Source organism: Sphingobium lactosutens, assembly GCF_013393185.1.
GTDB classification, from domain to species: Bacteria; Pseudomonadota; Alphaproteobacteria; order Sphingomonadales; family Sphingomonadaceae; genus Sphingobium; species Sphingobium lactosutens_A.
In genome coordinates this window covers 212,451-225,664 of the sequence record NZ_QJQX01000036.1, presented here as the reverse complement: position 1 = coordinate 225,664, position 13,214 = coordinate 212,451, and the positions used below count along the sequence as shown (strand labels likewise).

General features: G+C 64.2%; 14 protein-coding genes and 1 tRNA gene. 3 read left to right on the top strand and 12 right to left on the bottom strand.

Annotation, left to right across the window (positions count from 1 at the left end):
- Positions 1-95 precede the first annotated feature (95 nt).
- From tnpC to modB, 9 genes are all read right to left on the bottom strand, one after another.
- Positions 96-1,697: an IS66 family transposase gene (tnpC, locus tag DM806_RS07555; protein ID WP_179042623.1), complete on the bottom strand. Its 1,602-nt coding sequence runs from the start codon at positions 1,695-1,697 to the stop codon at positions 96-98.
- A 41-nt stretch (positions 1,698-1,738) separates the two neighbouring features.
- On the bottom strand, positions 1,739-2,092 hold the full coding sequence (gene tnpB, locus DM806_RS07550; protein ID WP_179042601.1) for an IS66 family insertion sequence element accessory protein TnpB: 354 nt from the start codon (positions 2,090-2,092) through the stop codon (positions 1,739-1,741).
- Positions 2,076-2,483, bottom strand: a complete 408-nt coding sequence (tnpA, locus tag DM806_RS07545) for an IS66-like element accessory protein TnpA (RefSeq protein ID WP_372859360.1) — start codon at positions 2,481-2,483, stop codon at positions 2,076-2,078. Before tnpA ends, tnpB begins: the two co-directional genes overlap by 17 nt.
- A 359-nt stretch (positions 2,484-2,842) precedes the next feature.
- On the bottom strand, positions 2,843-3,400 hold the full coding sequence (locus DM806_RS07540; RefSeq protein WP_218647395.1) for an excalibur calcium-binding domain-containing protein: 558 nt from the start codon (positions 3,398-3,400) through the stop codon (positions 2,843-2,845).
- A 253-nt stretch (positions 3,401-3,653) separates the two neighbouring features.
- Positions 3,654-3,727: transfer RNA gene (locus DM806_RS07535), tRNA-Gln, on the bottom strand.
- A 120-nt stretch (positions 3,728-3,847) separates the two neighbouring features.
- The gene (rfbB, locus tag DM806_RS07530) at positions 3,848-4,918 is read right to left on the bottom strand and encodes a dTDP-glucose 4,6-dehydratase (RefSeq protein ID WP_179042598.1); all 1,071 of its coding nucleotides are present in this window, start codon (positions 4,916-4,918) and stop codon (positions 3,848-3,850) included.
- 253 nt (positions 4,919-5,171) lie between these two features.
- Positions 5,172-5,894 carry a hypothetical protein gene (locus tag DM806_RS07525; protein ID WP_179042597.1) on the bottom strand — a complete coding sequence of 241 codons (723 nt, stop codon included), beginning with the start codon at positions 5,892-5,894 and terminating at the stop codon, positions 5,172-5,174.
- Between the two features lie 6 nt (positions 5,895-5,900).
- On the bottom strand, positions 5,901-6,518 hold the full coding sequence (locus DM806_RS07520) for an ATP-binding cassette domain-containing protein (protein ID WP_179042596.1): 618 nt from the start codon (positions 6,516-6,518) through the stop codon (positions 5,901-5,903).
- A complete protein-coding gene (modB, locus tag DM806_RS07515; RefSeq protein ID WP_179042595.1) occupies positions 6,508-7,212 on the bottom strand; it encodes a molybdate ABC transporter permease subunit in 705 nt (234 codons plus the stop codon). Before modB ends, DM806_RS07520 begins: the two co-directional genes overlap by 11 nt.
- Positions 7,213-7,425: 213 nt before the next feature.
- Between modB and DM806_RS07510 the strand changes: the two genes are divergently transcribed.
- A complete protein-coding gene (locus DM806_RS07510; protein ID WP_179042594.1) occupies positions 7,426-8,172 on the top strand; it encodes an HAD-IIB family hydrolase in 747 nt (248 codons plus the stop codon).
- Between the two features lie 3 nt (positions 8,173-8,175).
- Here DM806_RS07510 and modA read toward each other — a convergent pair whose 3' ends face one another.
- Entirely contained in the window at positions 8,176-8,946 is a 771-nt protein-coding gene (modA, locus tag DM806_RS07505; protein WP_179042593.1) for a molybdate ABC transporter substrate-binding protein, read from the bottom strand.
- Positions 8,947-9,056: 110 nt separating this feature from the next.
- Between modA and DM806_RS07500 the strand changes: the two genes are divergently transcribed.
- Positions 9,057-10,700, top strand: coding sequence for a molybdopterin oxidoreductase family protein (locus tag DM806_RS07500; protein ID WP_179042592.1), 1,644 nt, complete (start codon positions 9,057-9,059; stop codon positions 10,698-10,700).
- Here DM806_RS07500 and DM806_RS07495 read toward each other — a convergent pair.
- The gene (locus tag DM806_RS07495) at positions 10,676-11,848 is read right to left on the bottom strand and encodes a glycosyltransferase (protein WP_179042591.1); all 1,173 of its coding nucleotides are present in this window, start codon (positions 11,846-11,848) and stop codon (positions 10,676-10,678) included. The two genes, DM806_RS07500 and DM806_RS07495, sit on opposite strands and share 25 nt — an antisense overlap.
- Positions 11,849-12,070: 222 nt before the next feature.
- A complete protein-coding gene (locus DM806_RS07490; RefSeq protein ID WP_179042590.1) occupies positions 12,071-12,634 on the bottom strand; it encodes a helix-turn-helix domain-containing protein in 564 nt (187 codons plus the stop codon).
- An 84-nt stretch (positions 12,635-12,718) separates the two neighbouring features.
- Here DM806_RS07490 and DM806_RS07485 point away from each other — a divergent pair, with 84 nt between their 5' ends.
- Positions 12,719-13,186 (top strand): DUF6456 domain-containing protein, encoded by a 468-nt coding sequence (locus DM806_RS07485; RefSeq protein ID WP_179042589.1) that lies wholly within the window; start codon positions 12,719-12,721, stop codon positions 13,184-13,186.
- Positions 13,187-13,214 lie beyond the last annotated feature (28 nt).

Sequence of the window (13,214 nt, the reverse complement as noted above, 5' to 3'; positions counted from 1 at the left end):
GTAAGCGCGCATTTCGTAGCACGCTGCTTCCGGAGGCAGTGCGGCCATCATAGTTGACGCTGGACGAGATAGGCCACCGCAGCGACGTCGGCGGGTCAGGCTTGTCTTTCGAAGTTGAATGGCAGCAGGTCGTCGATATCGGCGTCGTGAGGGCGCTGGGGAAGTTCAGTGAGGACATGGCGTAGCCACGCGAGAGGCTCGACGCCGCAGGCGCGGCAAGTCAGCATCAGGCTGTAGGTGACGGCGCTCGCCCGTGCGCCGTCCACGGTATCGCAGAAGAGCCAGGATTTTCTTCCTGTTGCAAAAACCCTGATGTCGCGTTCGAGAAGGTTGTTATCGATCGGCATCCTGCCGTCTTCGACGTAGCGCGTCAGGTATTCCCACTGGTTGAGGGTGTAGGAGACCGCATCACCAAGCTTGGTGTCGGGCACAACCTTGGGCGCGATGTCATCGAGCCACGCCTTGAGTGCATCCAGGACCGGGACGCTATGTTTCTGGCGGAAGCGGCGCATGTAGCTGGCCTGCGTTTCCCCCTCATCGGGTATTTCGTCCCGCGCCTGCCTTTCGATCCGGTAGAGCTGGTCGAAGAACTTGAGCGCCTGTGCGGGCGGCCCGCCTTGTTTCTTCCTCGCCTTGAGGGCGTCGGCAAAGCGCCGTCTGGCGTGGGCCATGCAGCCCAGATGCGTGGCGCCTTTCAATGTGCGCCAGGCCGTATAGCCGTCACTCATCAGGATGCCGCGATAGTCGCCGAGGAAGGCCTGCGGATGTTCCTGCCCGCGACCGGGTTGATAGTCGAACAGCACGATCGGCTGTTCGCTGTCCTGGCTGCTGCGGTAGGCCCACATATACGAGGTGCTGGTAGGAGCCTTGCCCTCTTCCTTCAGCACCTGAACCGTAGTTTCGTCGCCATGAATGACCTCCTGGGACCGGAGCCGCAGCTTCAGGGCGTCAAAGATGCGATGCAAATGCCTCTCGCTCGAAGCGATCACCCAACGGCCCAGAGCACCACGGCTGACAGGTACCCCTGCGCGCTCGAAGGTTTGCGCCAAACGATACAGCGGTGTGCCATCGACGTATTTATGAACAAGGGCAAAGGCCAGCGTCGAGGCCGTGGCAATGCTGCCCGGCAAGGGCTGTGCGGGCATCGGCGCAGTGACGATCGGCGTGGCGATCCCGGTGCGGTCACAATTGCGGCATGCATATTTGGCGCGGGCATTCTGAAGAACCGTGGCCTTCACCTCGATGTGAAGCTGCTCGGTTACCACTTCCCCCATGCGATGCATCCGTTCGCTGCAGCACGGGCAGACCTTCTGGTCGTCGGCGAGGTCATACTCGACGCGCTGGCGCGGCAGGTCGGCAGGAAGTGCCTTGCGCCCGCGCTTCTTCCCTTCTGGCTTTCTCGCCTCCGGCAATCCTGTGTCGGGAAGATCGGCGGCGACCGGCTCATCGACGTCGTCGTGTCCATCGTCGGTATCGTCCTCCAGGGAGGCCTGCTCGGCTTCATTGAAGACACGATCCAGGTGCTTTTCGCTGCGCGGCGCAAAGCGGTGCAACCGCGCCAGCGCCAGTTCCTCCTCAAGCTTCAGGATGCGCCGGGCAAGAGAGTCTCTCTCGGCCGCCAATGCCTCGACTTCAGCGGCTTTCGTCGCCAGAAGCGCCATCAATTCCGCAATAGTGGGGACGCCGCCTCGATCCATCGCAGTCTTGAATCGAAAGCCCGTTCCCGCGTCAACGGCCTTCAACCGACAAACTGATATTGCCGCACCGGATGAGGGACCATCGCGTCAATATCGATCCCGTCGAGCAGCCATCGCAATTGCTCCGCGGTGAGCGCCACCACCGTTTCCGCTCGTTTGGGCCATCGGAACTTGTCCTGCGTCAACGCCTTGAGCACCAATACAAAGCCCGACCGGTCAAAGAACAGCAGCTTCATCCGGGTCCGGCGCCGGTTGCAAAAGGCAAACGCCGCGCGCTCGAACGGATTGAGGCCCATCGACTGCTCGACTAGGATCGCAAGGCTGTTGATCCCACAGCGAAAGTCGATCGGATCCCGGTGGAGATAGACGCGCAGATCTTCAGCGAGCCGGAACATGGCAATGCCCCAGCGCATCGATCATCACCACCAGCAACTGCGCGTCACACCCCTCCAGCGTCAGCGATACGCCATTTGGCATCGACGCCTGCAACCGCACTGACGGTACCAATCCCGCAGACCGGGGCGCGATCCCACCGGTGTGCCGCTCCGCAGGCGCCGGAGACGTCTCCACCCGGATAAACGCCGACGGATCCGGCAACTGCCCCGTGCTCCGCTGCCCGTTCGCACTCTGCCGCTCCTGATATTTCCTGACCCATTTGCGCAGTTGGTTGGCGTTGACACCATGCTCCAGCGCAAGCCTCGCCACCGATATGCCCGGCTCGAGGCACGCCTCGACCAACCGTGCCTTCCCCGCCCGACCATAATAGCGCCGGCCGTTACTCGTCACCCTTACAACCTCGAGCCCATACGAGCCCATCGGGGCCATCTCCATGTGTCCACCTCTTCCTTGGTGGACACATCTTTCACACCGCCTCACTCAACCGAACAGGTGCGCGGAATTCCGCGCTTACGGTCTAACTGAAGCCTTGCCCACAGGAGGTTACCACCTTCCTTGATGCCGAAATGTCGGAACCTGGTAAGAAACGTCGTCGGTGAGACGCCCATGTAGGCAGCGGCGACAGGGGCCGTCATGCGCGCTGGCCAGTCTGGGAGATATTTGAGGCGGTCGAGGGGGGTCATTTTGGTTCCTAGCTTCATCATGTCGCTGCCAAGCATCGAGACGCCAGCGTTAAATTTGCCATGGTTTCAGCATATGCTTTCGCAAGGCACGCCATCGCCGTCGCCATCCAGCCGGCCGACGCCGCAATCGTTGAGATAGTGATAGGCCTCCGCACAACTGTCCATCTGCCCGCACTTCCATTTGATGCCGCAACTGGCCGCTGATCTGCGGGGCGCCAAGTCGACTTCGGGCTGTGATGGCGGCGGAGAGTAGAGAGGGGATGATGATTCGGCTGGTTCTGGATCAGGCGCACCCTCCGAAAGGAAACGCTGAGCGACCCAGCAGTCCCCCCCGATCCGATCCAGCTTGACCCAGCTGTCCTTCGTCTCGCCTGCGTCCACCTGATCGCTGCGGCTCAGCTTCTCGACCACCCGCGAATCGGGGGCCGGCTCAGCGCGACAATTCAATGATGCTGAGGCGACATGCATAATCGTGGAGATTGTGGGGCTGGCCGCCGCCGGCGCCGTCACGGAAGCCTGCTCATCTGTTGAGGATCCTCCGCCAGAGCACTTCCCGATCGCAACGATGATGACCAGGCAGAGGGCTGCCAAGCCGCAGCCGCTGTTGTCTTGTTTCCGCGCCATGATTTCCCCCTGTCCAACCATAGGTCAGCATATCGGGGAGGCAATAGTCCGTGCTGAGCCTTGTCAAAGGACGGCGAAACGGTTGCTGATTTATAGGGGGTTTCCATGTCGCATCCATGTTGCATGGAGCCGCCGGGAGCGCTCGGAAATGCGCGGAAAATGGCGGAAATGTGCGGGAATTTCATGCAACATGAAAACCCCGCAAGATTGCGGTCACGTGAGATGGAAGATACTGATTTTATTGGAAAAGTTCTGGATGCCCGACGAGGATTCGAACCTCGATTGACGGAGTCAGAGTCCGTAGTCTTACCATTAGACGATCGGGCATCATCTGCGGGGCCAGCCCCGCTTGGGAGGCCGCAGATAGGCGGGGTTCGCGGGGCGGTCAAGCCCTTTTGTGCAGCTTTCGGCCGACTGTTGGAAAGCCGGCCGAAAGCGCATCCATGGTCAGGCCACGAGCGCGGCCCGGCCGATCAGCGGGCGCCACCAGTCCTGATTGTCGAGGAACCAGTTCAGCGTGTCGGCAAAGCCCTGCGGGAAATCGCGCGACGGCGCGTAGCCCAGTTCGCTGCGGATCTTGGTTTCGTCGATCGCGTAGCGACGGTCGTGCCCCTTGCGATCCTGCACATAGGTCATCAGCTCGGCGGAAGGGCGACCCTGGGCTGCGGGTGCGTGCGGGAATGTCGCGGCAAGTGCGGGATTGCGGGCGAACGCCTCATCCACGCCGCGGCAGATCTCCCTGATCACCTCGATATTGGGCAGTTCCTGGCCGCCGCCGACATTATAGGTTTCCCCGATCCGGCCCTTGCGCAGGATCAGTTCGATGCCGACGCAATGATCCTCGACATGGAGCCAGTCGCGGATGTTCATGCCGTCGCCATAGATGGGCAGATTCTTGCCCGACAGCGCGTTGAGGGTGAAGAGCGGGATCAGCTTTTCGGGAAACTGGTAGGGGCCGTAGTTGTTCGAGCAGTTGCTGGTCGTCGTTTCCAGCCCATAGGTGTGGTGATAGGCGCGCACCAGATGGTCGGACCCGGCCTTGGACGCCGAATAGGGCGAATTGGGGGCGTAGGGCGTGGTTTCGCTGAACGCCGGATCGTCCAGTTCCAGCGTGCCATAGACCTCGTCCGTCGACACATGGTGGAAGCGGTGCGGCCGGCCGCTGCCCTTGTCGAGCCAGGCGGCCTTGGCGGCTTTGAGCAGGCTGTGGGTCCCGATGACATTGGTGGTCACGAAGGCATCGGGGCCGGTGATGGAGCGGTCCACATGGCTTTCGGCAGCGAAGTGGACGATCGTATCGACGTCATGATCGGCCATCAACCGCGAGACGAGCGCCGTGTCGCAGATATCACCCTCGACCAGCGTCACGTCGGGCACGTCGGCGATATTGGCGGGATTGCCGGCATAGGTCAGCGCATCCAGCACGATGATGGCGTCATTGGGCGCCGTCTTGCGCCAGTGGCGAACGAAATTCGCGCCGATAAAACCCGCGCCCCCGGTGATGATCAGATTGGCCATGCGCCTGTATTTCGCTCCCTGATGATCCGCGCATCGCAATGCGCGCCAATTGAACCATGCATCACGTCAAGGGCCTGCGTCCCCTGCACTTTGTGCGAGCAGTAACCGCAAATGAAGCGGCTCTGCAATCAAGATGCGATCTGTTGCATCGCGTCGATATCTGTTCGGCCAAATATATTTATGTTGTTCTTCCTGAAAATCGCTCTCGGTTCGCGCCGCTTTCTGCTCTCCTCTTTCTCTGGAAGGGCAGGTGCTAGGCGGCATCCAGCATCGTAAGTCCCACGCCCAGGATGCGATCGTCCGGCGCGGCTCCCAGGGCGGCGGGCGATGCTGCCGCGTCATGCTGTAGCTGAAGCACGATATTGCCATCGCCTATGCAGGAAGGAGGAAGGCGTAGTGTGATAACCCGCCCCATCGGGCCAAGTTTATGATTTCCAAGAAAATAGCCGTTGGCGAGAATATCGACACTCGGTCGTTCCATGCCGGGCGGGACGAAGCAATGCAGCCCCAGATGCACGGTGACATATCCGCCCCGATAATCTTCCAGCGCGAACCGAATCGCCTGAACTGCGTCGCTGCCCCAGACGCCCCACGATTCCCGTGCGAACCATCCGCCGGCCAGGAAATTCTCTGCCGCCAATTCGTCGTCCTGGCGATCGCTGCCGAAATATACCGGCCAATTTCTGCGCAGGATGGGGAAGCCCTCGCTCGACCAGTGGGGGTTGCCTTCGGAGGCGGAAAAATCCTCCCGTCGGCGAAGATGCGCTTCGCTCAGCACCAATTCGACCAGATGTTGCAGCCGGTCCAGCCGGCTGATGCTGTCTGCCATCATGTGCTCGAGCCGATCGAGGCGCTGTTCGATCGCGCCGGCGCTTTCCTGTAACTCGTCCGAAGGGGTCAGCGGATCATTTTCCTGTTGCTGCATGCTCTCCTGATGGCGGTCAATTGGGCGGCTGTCGACCATCTTTGTCGACATGGCGGCTCATCTGTCGGGTATCTCGACGATCAGGTCGGCCAGCCGTTCGGCTTCGCGCAGATCGTGGGTGACATAGAGGATCGGCAGGCCGATTTCGTCGCGCAGCCGTTCGATCAGCGGCAATATCTCCTCGCGCCGCTCCCGGTCGAGGCCGGTGAGCGGCTCGTCCATCAGCAGAAAGCGGGGAGCGGACAGAAGCGCGCGGCCGATCGCGACCCGCTGCGCCTCGCCGCCCGAAAGGCTGGCGGGCATGCGATGCAGCAGATGGCCGATGCCGAGAAAGGCAAGCATGTCCTCCTGCGAAAGCCGGCCGCCGGGCCGCCGCCCGTAGCGCAGATTAGCCTCCACCCGCATGTGCGGGAACAGGCGCAGATCCTGGAACAAATAGCCGGCGTGACGGTCGGCGACCGGCAGATCGATTCCTGCCTTGCTGTCGAACAGCCGCCGCCCTCCAATGGCGATATGCCCGTCATCGGGCGTTAGCAGTCCGGCGACCATGTTGAGGATGCTGGTCTTGCCTGCCCCTGACGGGCCGATGAGCGCGATCAGTCGGGCATCGGAACGGCATGCAAGGGCGATGTTGCGATCACCCAGGCGGACGCGGACGGCGATGTCAAAGGACATGGGGCATGCGTCCCTGCGTCACCCGGCGTGCGAGCAGTTCGGACAGGAGCAGTGCGCCGAGCGAAAGCAGAACCGAGATGATGGCGAAGCGGCTGACCGTCGTTTCCGCGCCCGGCACTTGCAGCGCGGCATAGATGGCGATCGGCAGGGTGCGGGTTTCGCCGGGAATGTCGGAGACGAAAGTGATGGTCGCGCCGAATTCCCCGATCGACCGGGCAAAGCCCAGCATCGCGCCCGCCAGTACGCCGGGCAGGGACAGCGGCAGCGAAATGGACAGGAAGCTGCGTAGCCGGGATGCCCCCAGCGTCTGGGCCGCCTGCTCCAGCCGCCGATCGACGGCTTCGATCGACAGGCGCATCGCCCGCACCATCAGCGGCATGGCCATGATCGCGGCGGCAAGCGCGGCGCCGGTCCAGCGGAACAGCAAGGTGACGCCGAACCACTGGTCGAGCCAGCGGCCGACAGGGCCGTTGATGCCGAAAAGGATGAGAAGCAGCCAGCCGGTCACGACCGGCGGCACGACGAGGGGGAGATGGACCAGCGCATCGAGCAGCAGCTTGCCCGGAAAGCGCCAGCGCGCCAGCATCCAGGCGAGGGCGAAGGCGATCGGCAGCATGGCTGCGACCGCGACCATGCTGACCTTGAGCGACAGGCTGATGACCGTCCAGTCGTCCGGCGTCAGGGAAAAATTCATGTCATGCTGGGTGAGGGATATGCTTTCCGTCGTCAAGAAAGCCTGGTCATCCGCGCCGGCGGGGGCGAGTATGCCATGTCTTTGGTTTGTCACATTTTCGATGCGATCATGTGATCCGGCTGACTGGAAAAAACCGGAGCGATGGTGTAGCGCCCGGCGATCCGAGGGTCGCAGCCACTCTTATTTGTCAACTTCATCTGACTGGACAGGTGCATGAAAGAATTGATTGCCTTCGACCTCGACGGAACGCTGGCCGAAAGCAAGCAGCCCTTGGGCGAGGCGATGGGCGAGGCGCTGGCCGACCTGCTGGACGTCGCGCATGTCGCGGTGATTTCGGGCGGAGACTGGCCGCAGTTCGACAAGCAGGTGGCGAGCCGCCTGCCTGCGCGCGCGGACGTGACGCGGCTGTGGCTGATGCCGACGACCGGCACCAAGCTCTTCACCTGGCGCGATGGCGGCTGGAAGCCGGTCTATGCCGAACTGTTCGACGACGGGCAGAAGGGGGCGATCCTGGAGGCGTTCGACGCATCGCTGGAAGCGACCGGCTTCGTGCCGGAACAGACCTGGGGCGAACGGATCGAGGACCGCGGCAGCCAGATCACCTTCTCCGCACTCGGCCAGCAGGCGCCGATCCATGCCAAGGAAGGCTGGGATCCCGACTTTGCCAAGCGCAAGATTATTCAGGCGGACCTGCGAGACCGCCTGCCCGGTCTGTCGATCAACATGGGTGGCGCAACCTCCATCGACATCACCCGCGAGGGCGTCGACAAGGCCTATGGTCTCAAGAAGCTGCGCGACGCGAGCGGGATCGCGCTCGATGCGATGATGTTCATCGGCGACGCCATTTTCCCGGGCGGCAACGATTATCCGGCCAAGGAACTGGGGCTGGATACGGTGAAGGTGCGCGATCCCGAGGAAACGCTGTCGGTCATCGCGGCGATCGTCGCCTGCCAGAAATGAGAATCAGGGCGCGCTGAACCCATAGCGCGCCAGGATCGACCGGCCGGTCGAGGACAGCAGGAAGCGGCGAAAGGCTTCGGCATCCTTGTGCCGGCTGGCGGTCAGACGGGCGATCGGATAGCGGATCGGTGCATGGCTTCCGATCGGGAAGGCGCCGACCACGGCCACGCTTTTGCTGGCGCGCGCGTCGGTCGCATAGACGATGCCGAGCGGCGTGGCGCCGCGTTCGACCAGCGCAAGGGCGGCGCGGACATTGTCAACGCGGGCGACCTTGGTCTCCACCTGCGGCCAGACGCCCAGCGCGCTGAGGGCCGCCTTGCCATATTTTCCCGCGGGAACGCTGTCCGGATCGGCCATGGCCAGGCGTCCGTCGCCCAGCGCGCGGGCGATCGGCATGCCGCGCCCGATCCGCAAGGCGACCGGCTTGTCGGCGGGGCGGACCAGCACCAGCCGGTTGCCGGCGAGGTTGGCCCGCGTACCGCGCGCCACCAGTCCGGCCCGCTCGACATCGTCCATCCATTCCTCATCCGCGGACAGGAACAGGTCGGCGGGCGCCCCGGCCTTGATCTGTCGGGCAAGGGCGGAGGAACCGGCAAAGGACAGGACCGGGCGGGGGTGGCCGCGCGCCGCCCAGGCGTCGGCGGCGCTGTTCATCGCCTCCTGCATGCTCGCCGCCGCCAGCAGCAGCGGTCCATGATCGCCTGGCGCAGCCTGCGCCATGGAGGAGCCGAGCAGGGTGAGCAGCGCCAGGGCGCGAAGCAGCAGCGTCATCATGCCGGTTGTTTGCGCCGGTCGAACGGCGCAGGCAAGCGCCGCTTTTGTCCTTGGCTTCGATCCGCTAGGGCGGAAGCCATGACCGATCGCACCTGGAAACCGCGCTGACTATGGCGATCGTGCGAAGCCAGTGCGGGCAATGCGCCATGGGCTGCGGCCTGCGCGTGCTGACCGACAAGAGCCGGCAATTGCGGATCGAAGGCGACGCGACCCATCCCGCCAATGGCGGATTGCTGTGCGCGCGGGCGATCGAACTGGAGGACAGCGCGGGGCTTGAAGGGCGGCTGTCGCACCCGGTGATGGAGGGGCGGCGGCAGGGCTGGGACCGGGTGATCGCGCAGATTGCGCGGCGATTGACGGCCATCCTGAAGCGCCATGGTCCCGGCAGTATTGCGCTGCATGTCGGTGGCAGATTGCTGACCGAGGATTATTATGTCGCCAACAAGCTGATGAAGGGCTTTTTCGGCTCGGCTCATATCCATGCGCCTTGGCTGGGCGACACTGCGCGATTGCAGCGCGCCGCCTTTGGCGAGGATGTCATGCCCGCCGCGTTCGAGGATATCGATCGGGCCGGCGCGATCCTGCTGGTCGGGGGTGCGATCGGGCGCGATCATCCGGTGCTGATGGATCGGGTGCAGGCGGCGCGGTCGAATGGTGCGCGGCTGATCCATCTTGCGTCGCCGGGTGAGGCTGACGCAATCGAGGCGGACCTGCATCTGCCGGTCGCGCCCGGCGGCATGGGGCGCTTGCTGGGCGGGCTGCTGCTCCATTGTCACGATATGGGCCTGGTCGATTCGCTTTGGCTGAAGCGGCATGTTGCCGTGCCGATGGGCTATTGGGATGGCCTGCGGCAGGGCCATGACGTCTGGTCGGTGGCGCGCGCCTGCGGCCTGCCGCCGGGGTCGATTCGCGCTTTTTACGAGACATGGGCGGTTGACGCGCAGGCGGTTACGCTGGCCGGCGGCGGGAAAGCAGCAGCGGTGCTGAACCTCCATCTCGCGACAGGGCGTATCGGCCGACCGGGCGCGGCCCCGTTTCTGATCGGCGGCGGGGCCAATGGCATGGGCGCGCGCGAGGTGGGTTGCATGGCTGACAGCCTGGCCGCGCATATGGGCTTCGATGCCGAGGCGCTGGCCCGGACCGGACGTTTCTGGGGCGCCCGGCGCATGGCGATGGCGCCGGGGCTGGACGGGGCTGGGCTGCTGGAAGCGATGCGCGACGGCCGGATCAAGGCTTTGTGGAGCATCGGGGCGGATGAGGAAGCGACGCCCTGGCTGCGGGAGGCGCGCGCCTTGGTGCCGCTCTCGATTCGCGCGACCGATCGGTTGGAATCGGATGGAGCGGGCTGGACCTGCCTGCTGCCCTCGGCCGCCTGGATCGAGAAGGATGGGACGCTCACCGGAATGGACCGGCTCGTCAGCCGCCAGCGTCGGCTGCGGGACTTGCCCGGCGAGGCGCGGCCCGACTGGTGGATGCTGACCAGGGTGGCGCAGGCGATGGGGTGGGGCGATGCGTTCCATTATGAATGGGCGGCCGACATCTATCGCGAGCATGTGCGGCTGACCGCCTATCAGAATGACGGCGCGCGCCTATTGAACCTCAAGCGCCATGCGCCGATTTCCAATCCTGCCTATGCCGAACTGACGCCGTGGCGCTGGGGCGAGGTGCCGTTCGACGAAGGGCGGTTCCCGATGCCGGACGGACGCGCCCGATTGCTGCCGGTCGCGAATCAGCCCGATGCCGCGATGTTCTGAAGATGGTCGAGCAGGGCGTCGCCATTGGCCTGCCAGGTGAAGCGCAGCGCCGTTTCGCGCACTGCCGCCTGAGCTGGAGGATCGTCCAATATGGCGCGGATGGCGGCGGCGATCGCATCAGGGTCGCGCTCGACGATCCGGCCCGCTTCCGGCCGGTCGAGCAGTTCGCGGGCACCGCCGACGTCGCTGATGACGATCGGCGTGCCGCAGGCGAGCGATTCGACCCAAGCATTGGCCAGCCCTTCCGATTCGGACGGGAGCGCCATGACATCGGCCGCAGCGAAGATGCGCGGCAGCTTGTGATGGGGGACGGAGCCGAGGAAGCCGATGCGCCGCTCGACGCCCAGTTCCTGCGCCAGATTCTCCAGCGTCCGCCGATATTGCCCCTGACCCGCCAGCAGCAGCGTGACGTCGGGCAATTGCGGTAGCGCCCGTACCAGCAGATCCTGTCCCTTACGCGGGATCAGCGCGCCGACGCTGAGCACCACCGGACCGTTGAAGTCGAGCGCGGCCTTGGCTGCCGCGCGGTCGGTAATCTCGAACGTGTCCAGGTCGACGCCGGTATAATGGACGCGGATCTTGTCGGTATCGATGCCCATGCGCCCCATCGACCGGCGCATCGCATCCGACACGGCGAGGAGGCCAGCCGCATCGTCGGCGGCCTTGCGCACCATCTTGCGCGTGCCGCCCTGCGTGCCCCAATGATGGATGTCGGCGCCGCGCGCCTTGACGGAATAGGGGATGCCCAGCGCCTTCGACAGGCGCTGGGCCACCGGGCCATCGGGGAAGAAGAAGCTGGCGTCGATGACGTCGAACGGCTTTTCCGTATGGAGCCGCCTGATGAGCGGCAGGATCGCGCGGGTCATGGCGCCGACATTGGTGCGGCCGCCGAATTTGGGAATGATCGGGAAGGTCGGGCGATAGACGGTCAGTTCGCGCCAACGTTCCTTGCGCGGCAGCGCGCGCAGCGGGGCATAGCGGCCGGCATGGGACAGCGGCCATGGCGGCAGGCCGACCGGCGCGATCACGGTGACGTCGGTTTCCGCGCGGCTCGCAAGTTCGCGCGCCTGCCGTTCCACGAACACGCCGAAATTGGGCCGGCTGATGTCGGGGAAGAGGGTCGACAGCATGAGGACGTTGAGTGTCATGGTCCCTCTTTGAATGCACAGCTTTGACGCATGGTTAAGCGCAGAGCGGCAGAATGGCTAGTGGATTGATTTTGACATTTGCATCCCCTGGCGGTTGGGATGGGCCTGCAAATGTCAAAATCGTAAAATCCTCTAAAATCAAATATTTCTAGTGGTCCGAACAGATTCTGACATTCTTGTGCGACATGGCCTCAAGCGGTATCGAATGTCAGAATCGGACCACTAGAGTCGTCGGACGAGTTGCTCGGCAACGGCGGCCCAGGGCGGGTCGGTCAGCACCAGCTGGCGGGTGCCGGACCCCAGTGGCAGCATCTGCAACCGGTCGCCTTCGCGCCCGATCAGGCGGCCAAACAGGAAGCGGCCGGCGGGGCGGGGCAGCAATATGTCGCGATTGAGCGCGCTGCCATAGTCCTCCGGCGCGATGCGGCGGCACCAGATGGCGTCGCCCGCGCGATAGTCGCCGATGCTGGCGCCGACATGCACGCCGACCATGCCGTCCGAGGCGATCGGCGGCGGAAAGGTCAGGGCGCGGGTCGGCGCACGCGCGCCATCGGGGCCGAGCAGCGCCGCGACGGGAATCTCGCTCTGGCCGGGCAGGGCGACCAGTTCGGCGCTGGTGACGCCCAGGGCCAGCGCGATTCGGTTCAGCCATTTGACCGAGACGGTGCGGGTTCCGGTTTCCAGTCGCCCGATCGTCTGGGCTGTGGTGGGCGGATCGCACAGGGCGCCGACCTGCTCCAGGGTCAATCCCTTCGCCTTGCGGACCTCGCGGATGCGGGTAATCATGCCATCCTCGCTTATAACCTATTTGGTTTTCTCTTTCCTACAGATTATCCGGCATGGCAAGTCCCATGATCCTGATTCTTTTGGATGGAGGTGAGCGTGACGAACCATGTCGAACAATTGGTCGAAGGGCCGGATGGCCGGCAGCAGCTGGTGACGGTGCATCTCGGCGAATCGCCGCTCGCCTGGCTGCATGCGCGTGGCCATTTGAGCGAGCGCCATTATCTCGCCGGCGACATGTTGCGGGCAGACTGGGAAAAGGCCGGGCTAGGCGCGCGGGTGACGATGCGCTGGGATGCCGCGCCCCGAGAAGGCGGACGGCGTGGCGCTGGTGGGTGGCCTGATCCGACAATGGCGCAATTATCTGCAAAGGAGCGCTTCGACGGCGCGATCGGTGCGGCGGGGCCGGGGCTGGCCGATATTCTCTGGCGCGTGGCCTGCGCGGGCGAGGGGTTGGCTGCAGCGGAAAAGGCGCTGGGTTGGCCGACTCGTGCGGGCAAGCTGGTGCTGACGCTGGCGCTCGACCGGGTGGCGGGCTGGTATCGGGTGCCTTGACCAAGCCCATCTCCCCCTCATTCGCGCG

Coding starts and splice junctions, on each gene's coding strand:
- tnpC (WP_179042623.1), bottom strand. CDS start 1,697: ATGGATCGAGGCGGCGTCCCCACTATTGCGGAATTGATGGCGCTTCTG.
- tnpB (WP_179042601.1), bottom strand. CDS start 2,092: ATGTTCCGGCTCGCTGAAGATCTGCGCGTCTATCTCCACCGGGATCCG.
- DM806_RS07540 (WP_218647395.1), bottom strand. CDS start 3,400: ATGGCGCGGAAACAAGACAACAGCGGCTGCGGCTTGGCAGCCCTCTGC.
- rfbB (WP_179042598.1), bottom strand. CDS start 4,918: ATGGCCAATCTGATCATCACCGGGGGCGCGGGTTTTATCGGCGCGAAT.
- DM806_RS07525 (WP_179042597.1), bottom strand. CDS start 5,894: ATGTCGACAAAGATGGTCGACAGCCGCCCAATTGACCGCCATCAGGAG.
- DM806_RS07520 (WP_179042596.1), bottom strand. CDS start 6,518: ATGTCCTTTGACATCGCCGTCCGCGTCCGCCTGGGTGATCGCAACATC.
- modB (WP_179042595.1), bottom strand. CDS start 7,212: ATGAATTTTTCCCTGACGCCGGACGACTGGACGGTCATCAGCCTGTCG.
- DM806_RS07510 (WP_179042594.1), top strand. CDS start 7,426: ATGAAAGAATTGATTGCCTTCGACCTCGACGGAACGCTGGCCGAAAGC.
- modA (WP_179042593.1), bottom strand. CDS start 8,946: ATGATGACGCTGCTGCTTCGCGCCCTGGCGCTGCTCACCCTGCTCGGC.
- DM806_RS07500 (WP_179042592.1), top strand. CDS start 9,057: ATGGCGATCGTGCGAAGCCAGTGCGGGCAATGCGCCATGGGCTGCGGC.
- DM806_RS07495 (WP_179042591.1), bottom strand. CDS start 11,848: ATGACACTCAACGTCCTCATGCTGTCGACCCTCTTCCCCGACATCAGC.
- DM806_RS07490 (WP_179042590.1), bottom strand. CDS start 12,634: ATGATTACCCGCATCCGCGAGGTCCGCAAGGCGAAGGGATTGACCCTG.
- DM806_RS07485 (WP_179042589.1), top strand. CDS start 12,719: ATGGAGGTGAGCGTGACGAACCATGTCGAACAATTGGTCGAAGGGCCG.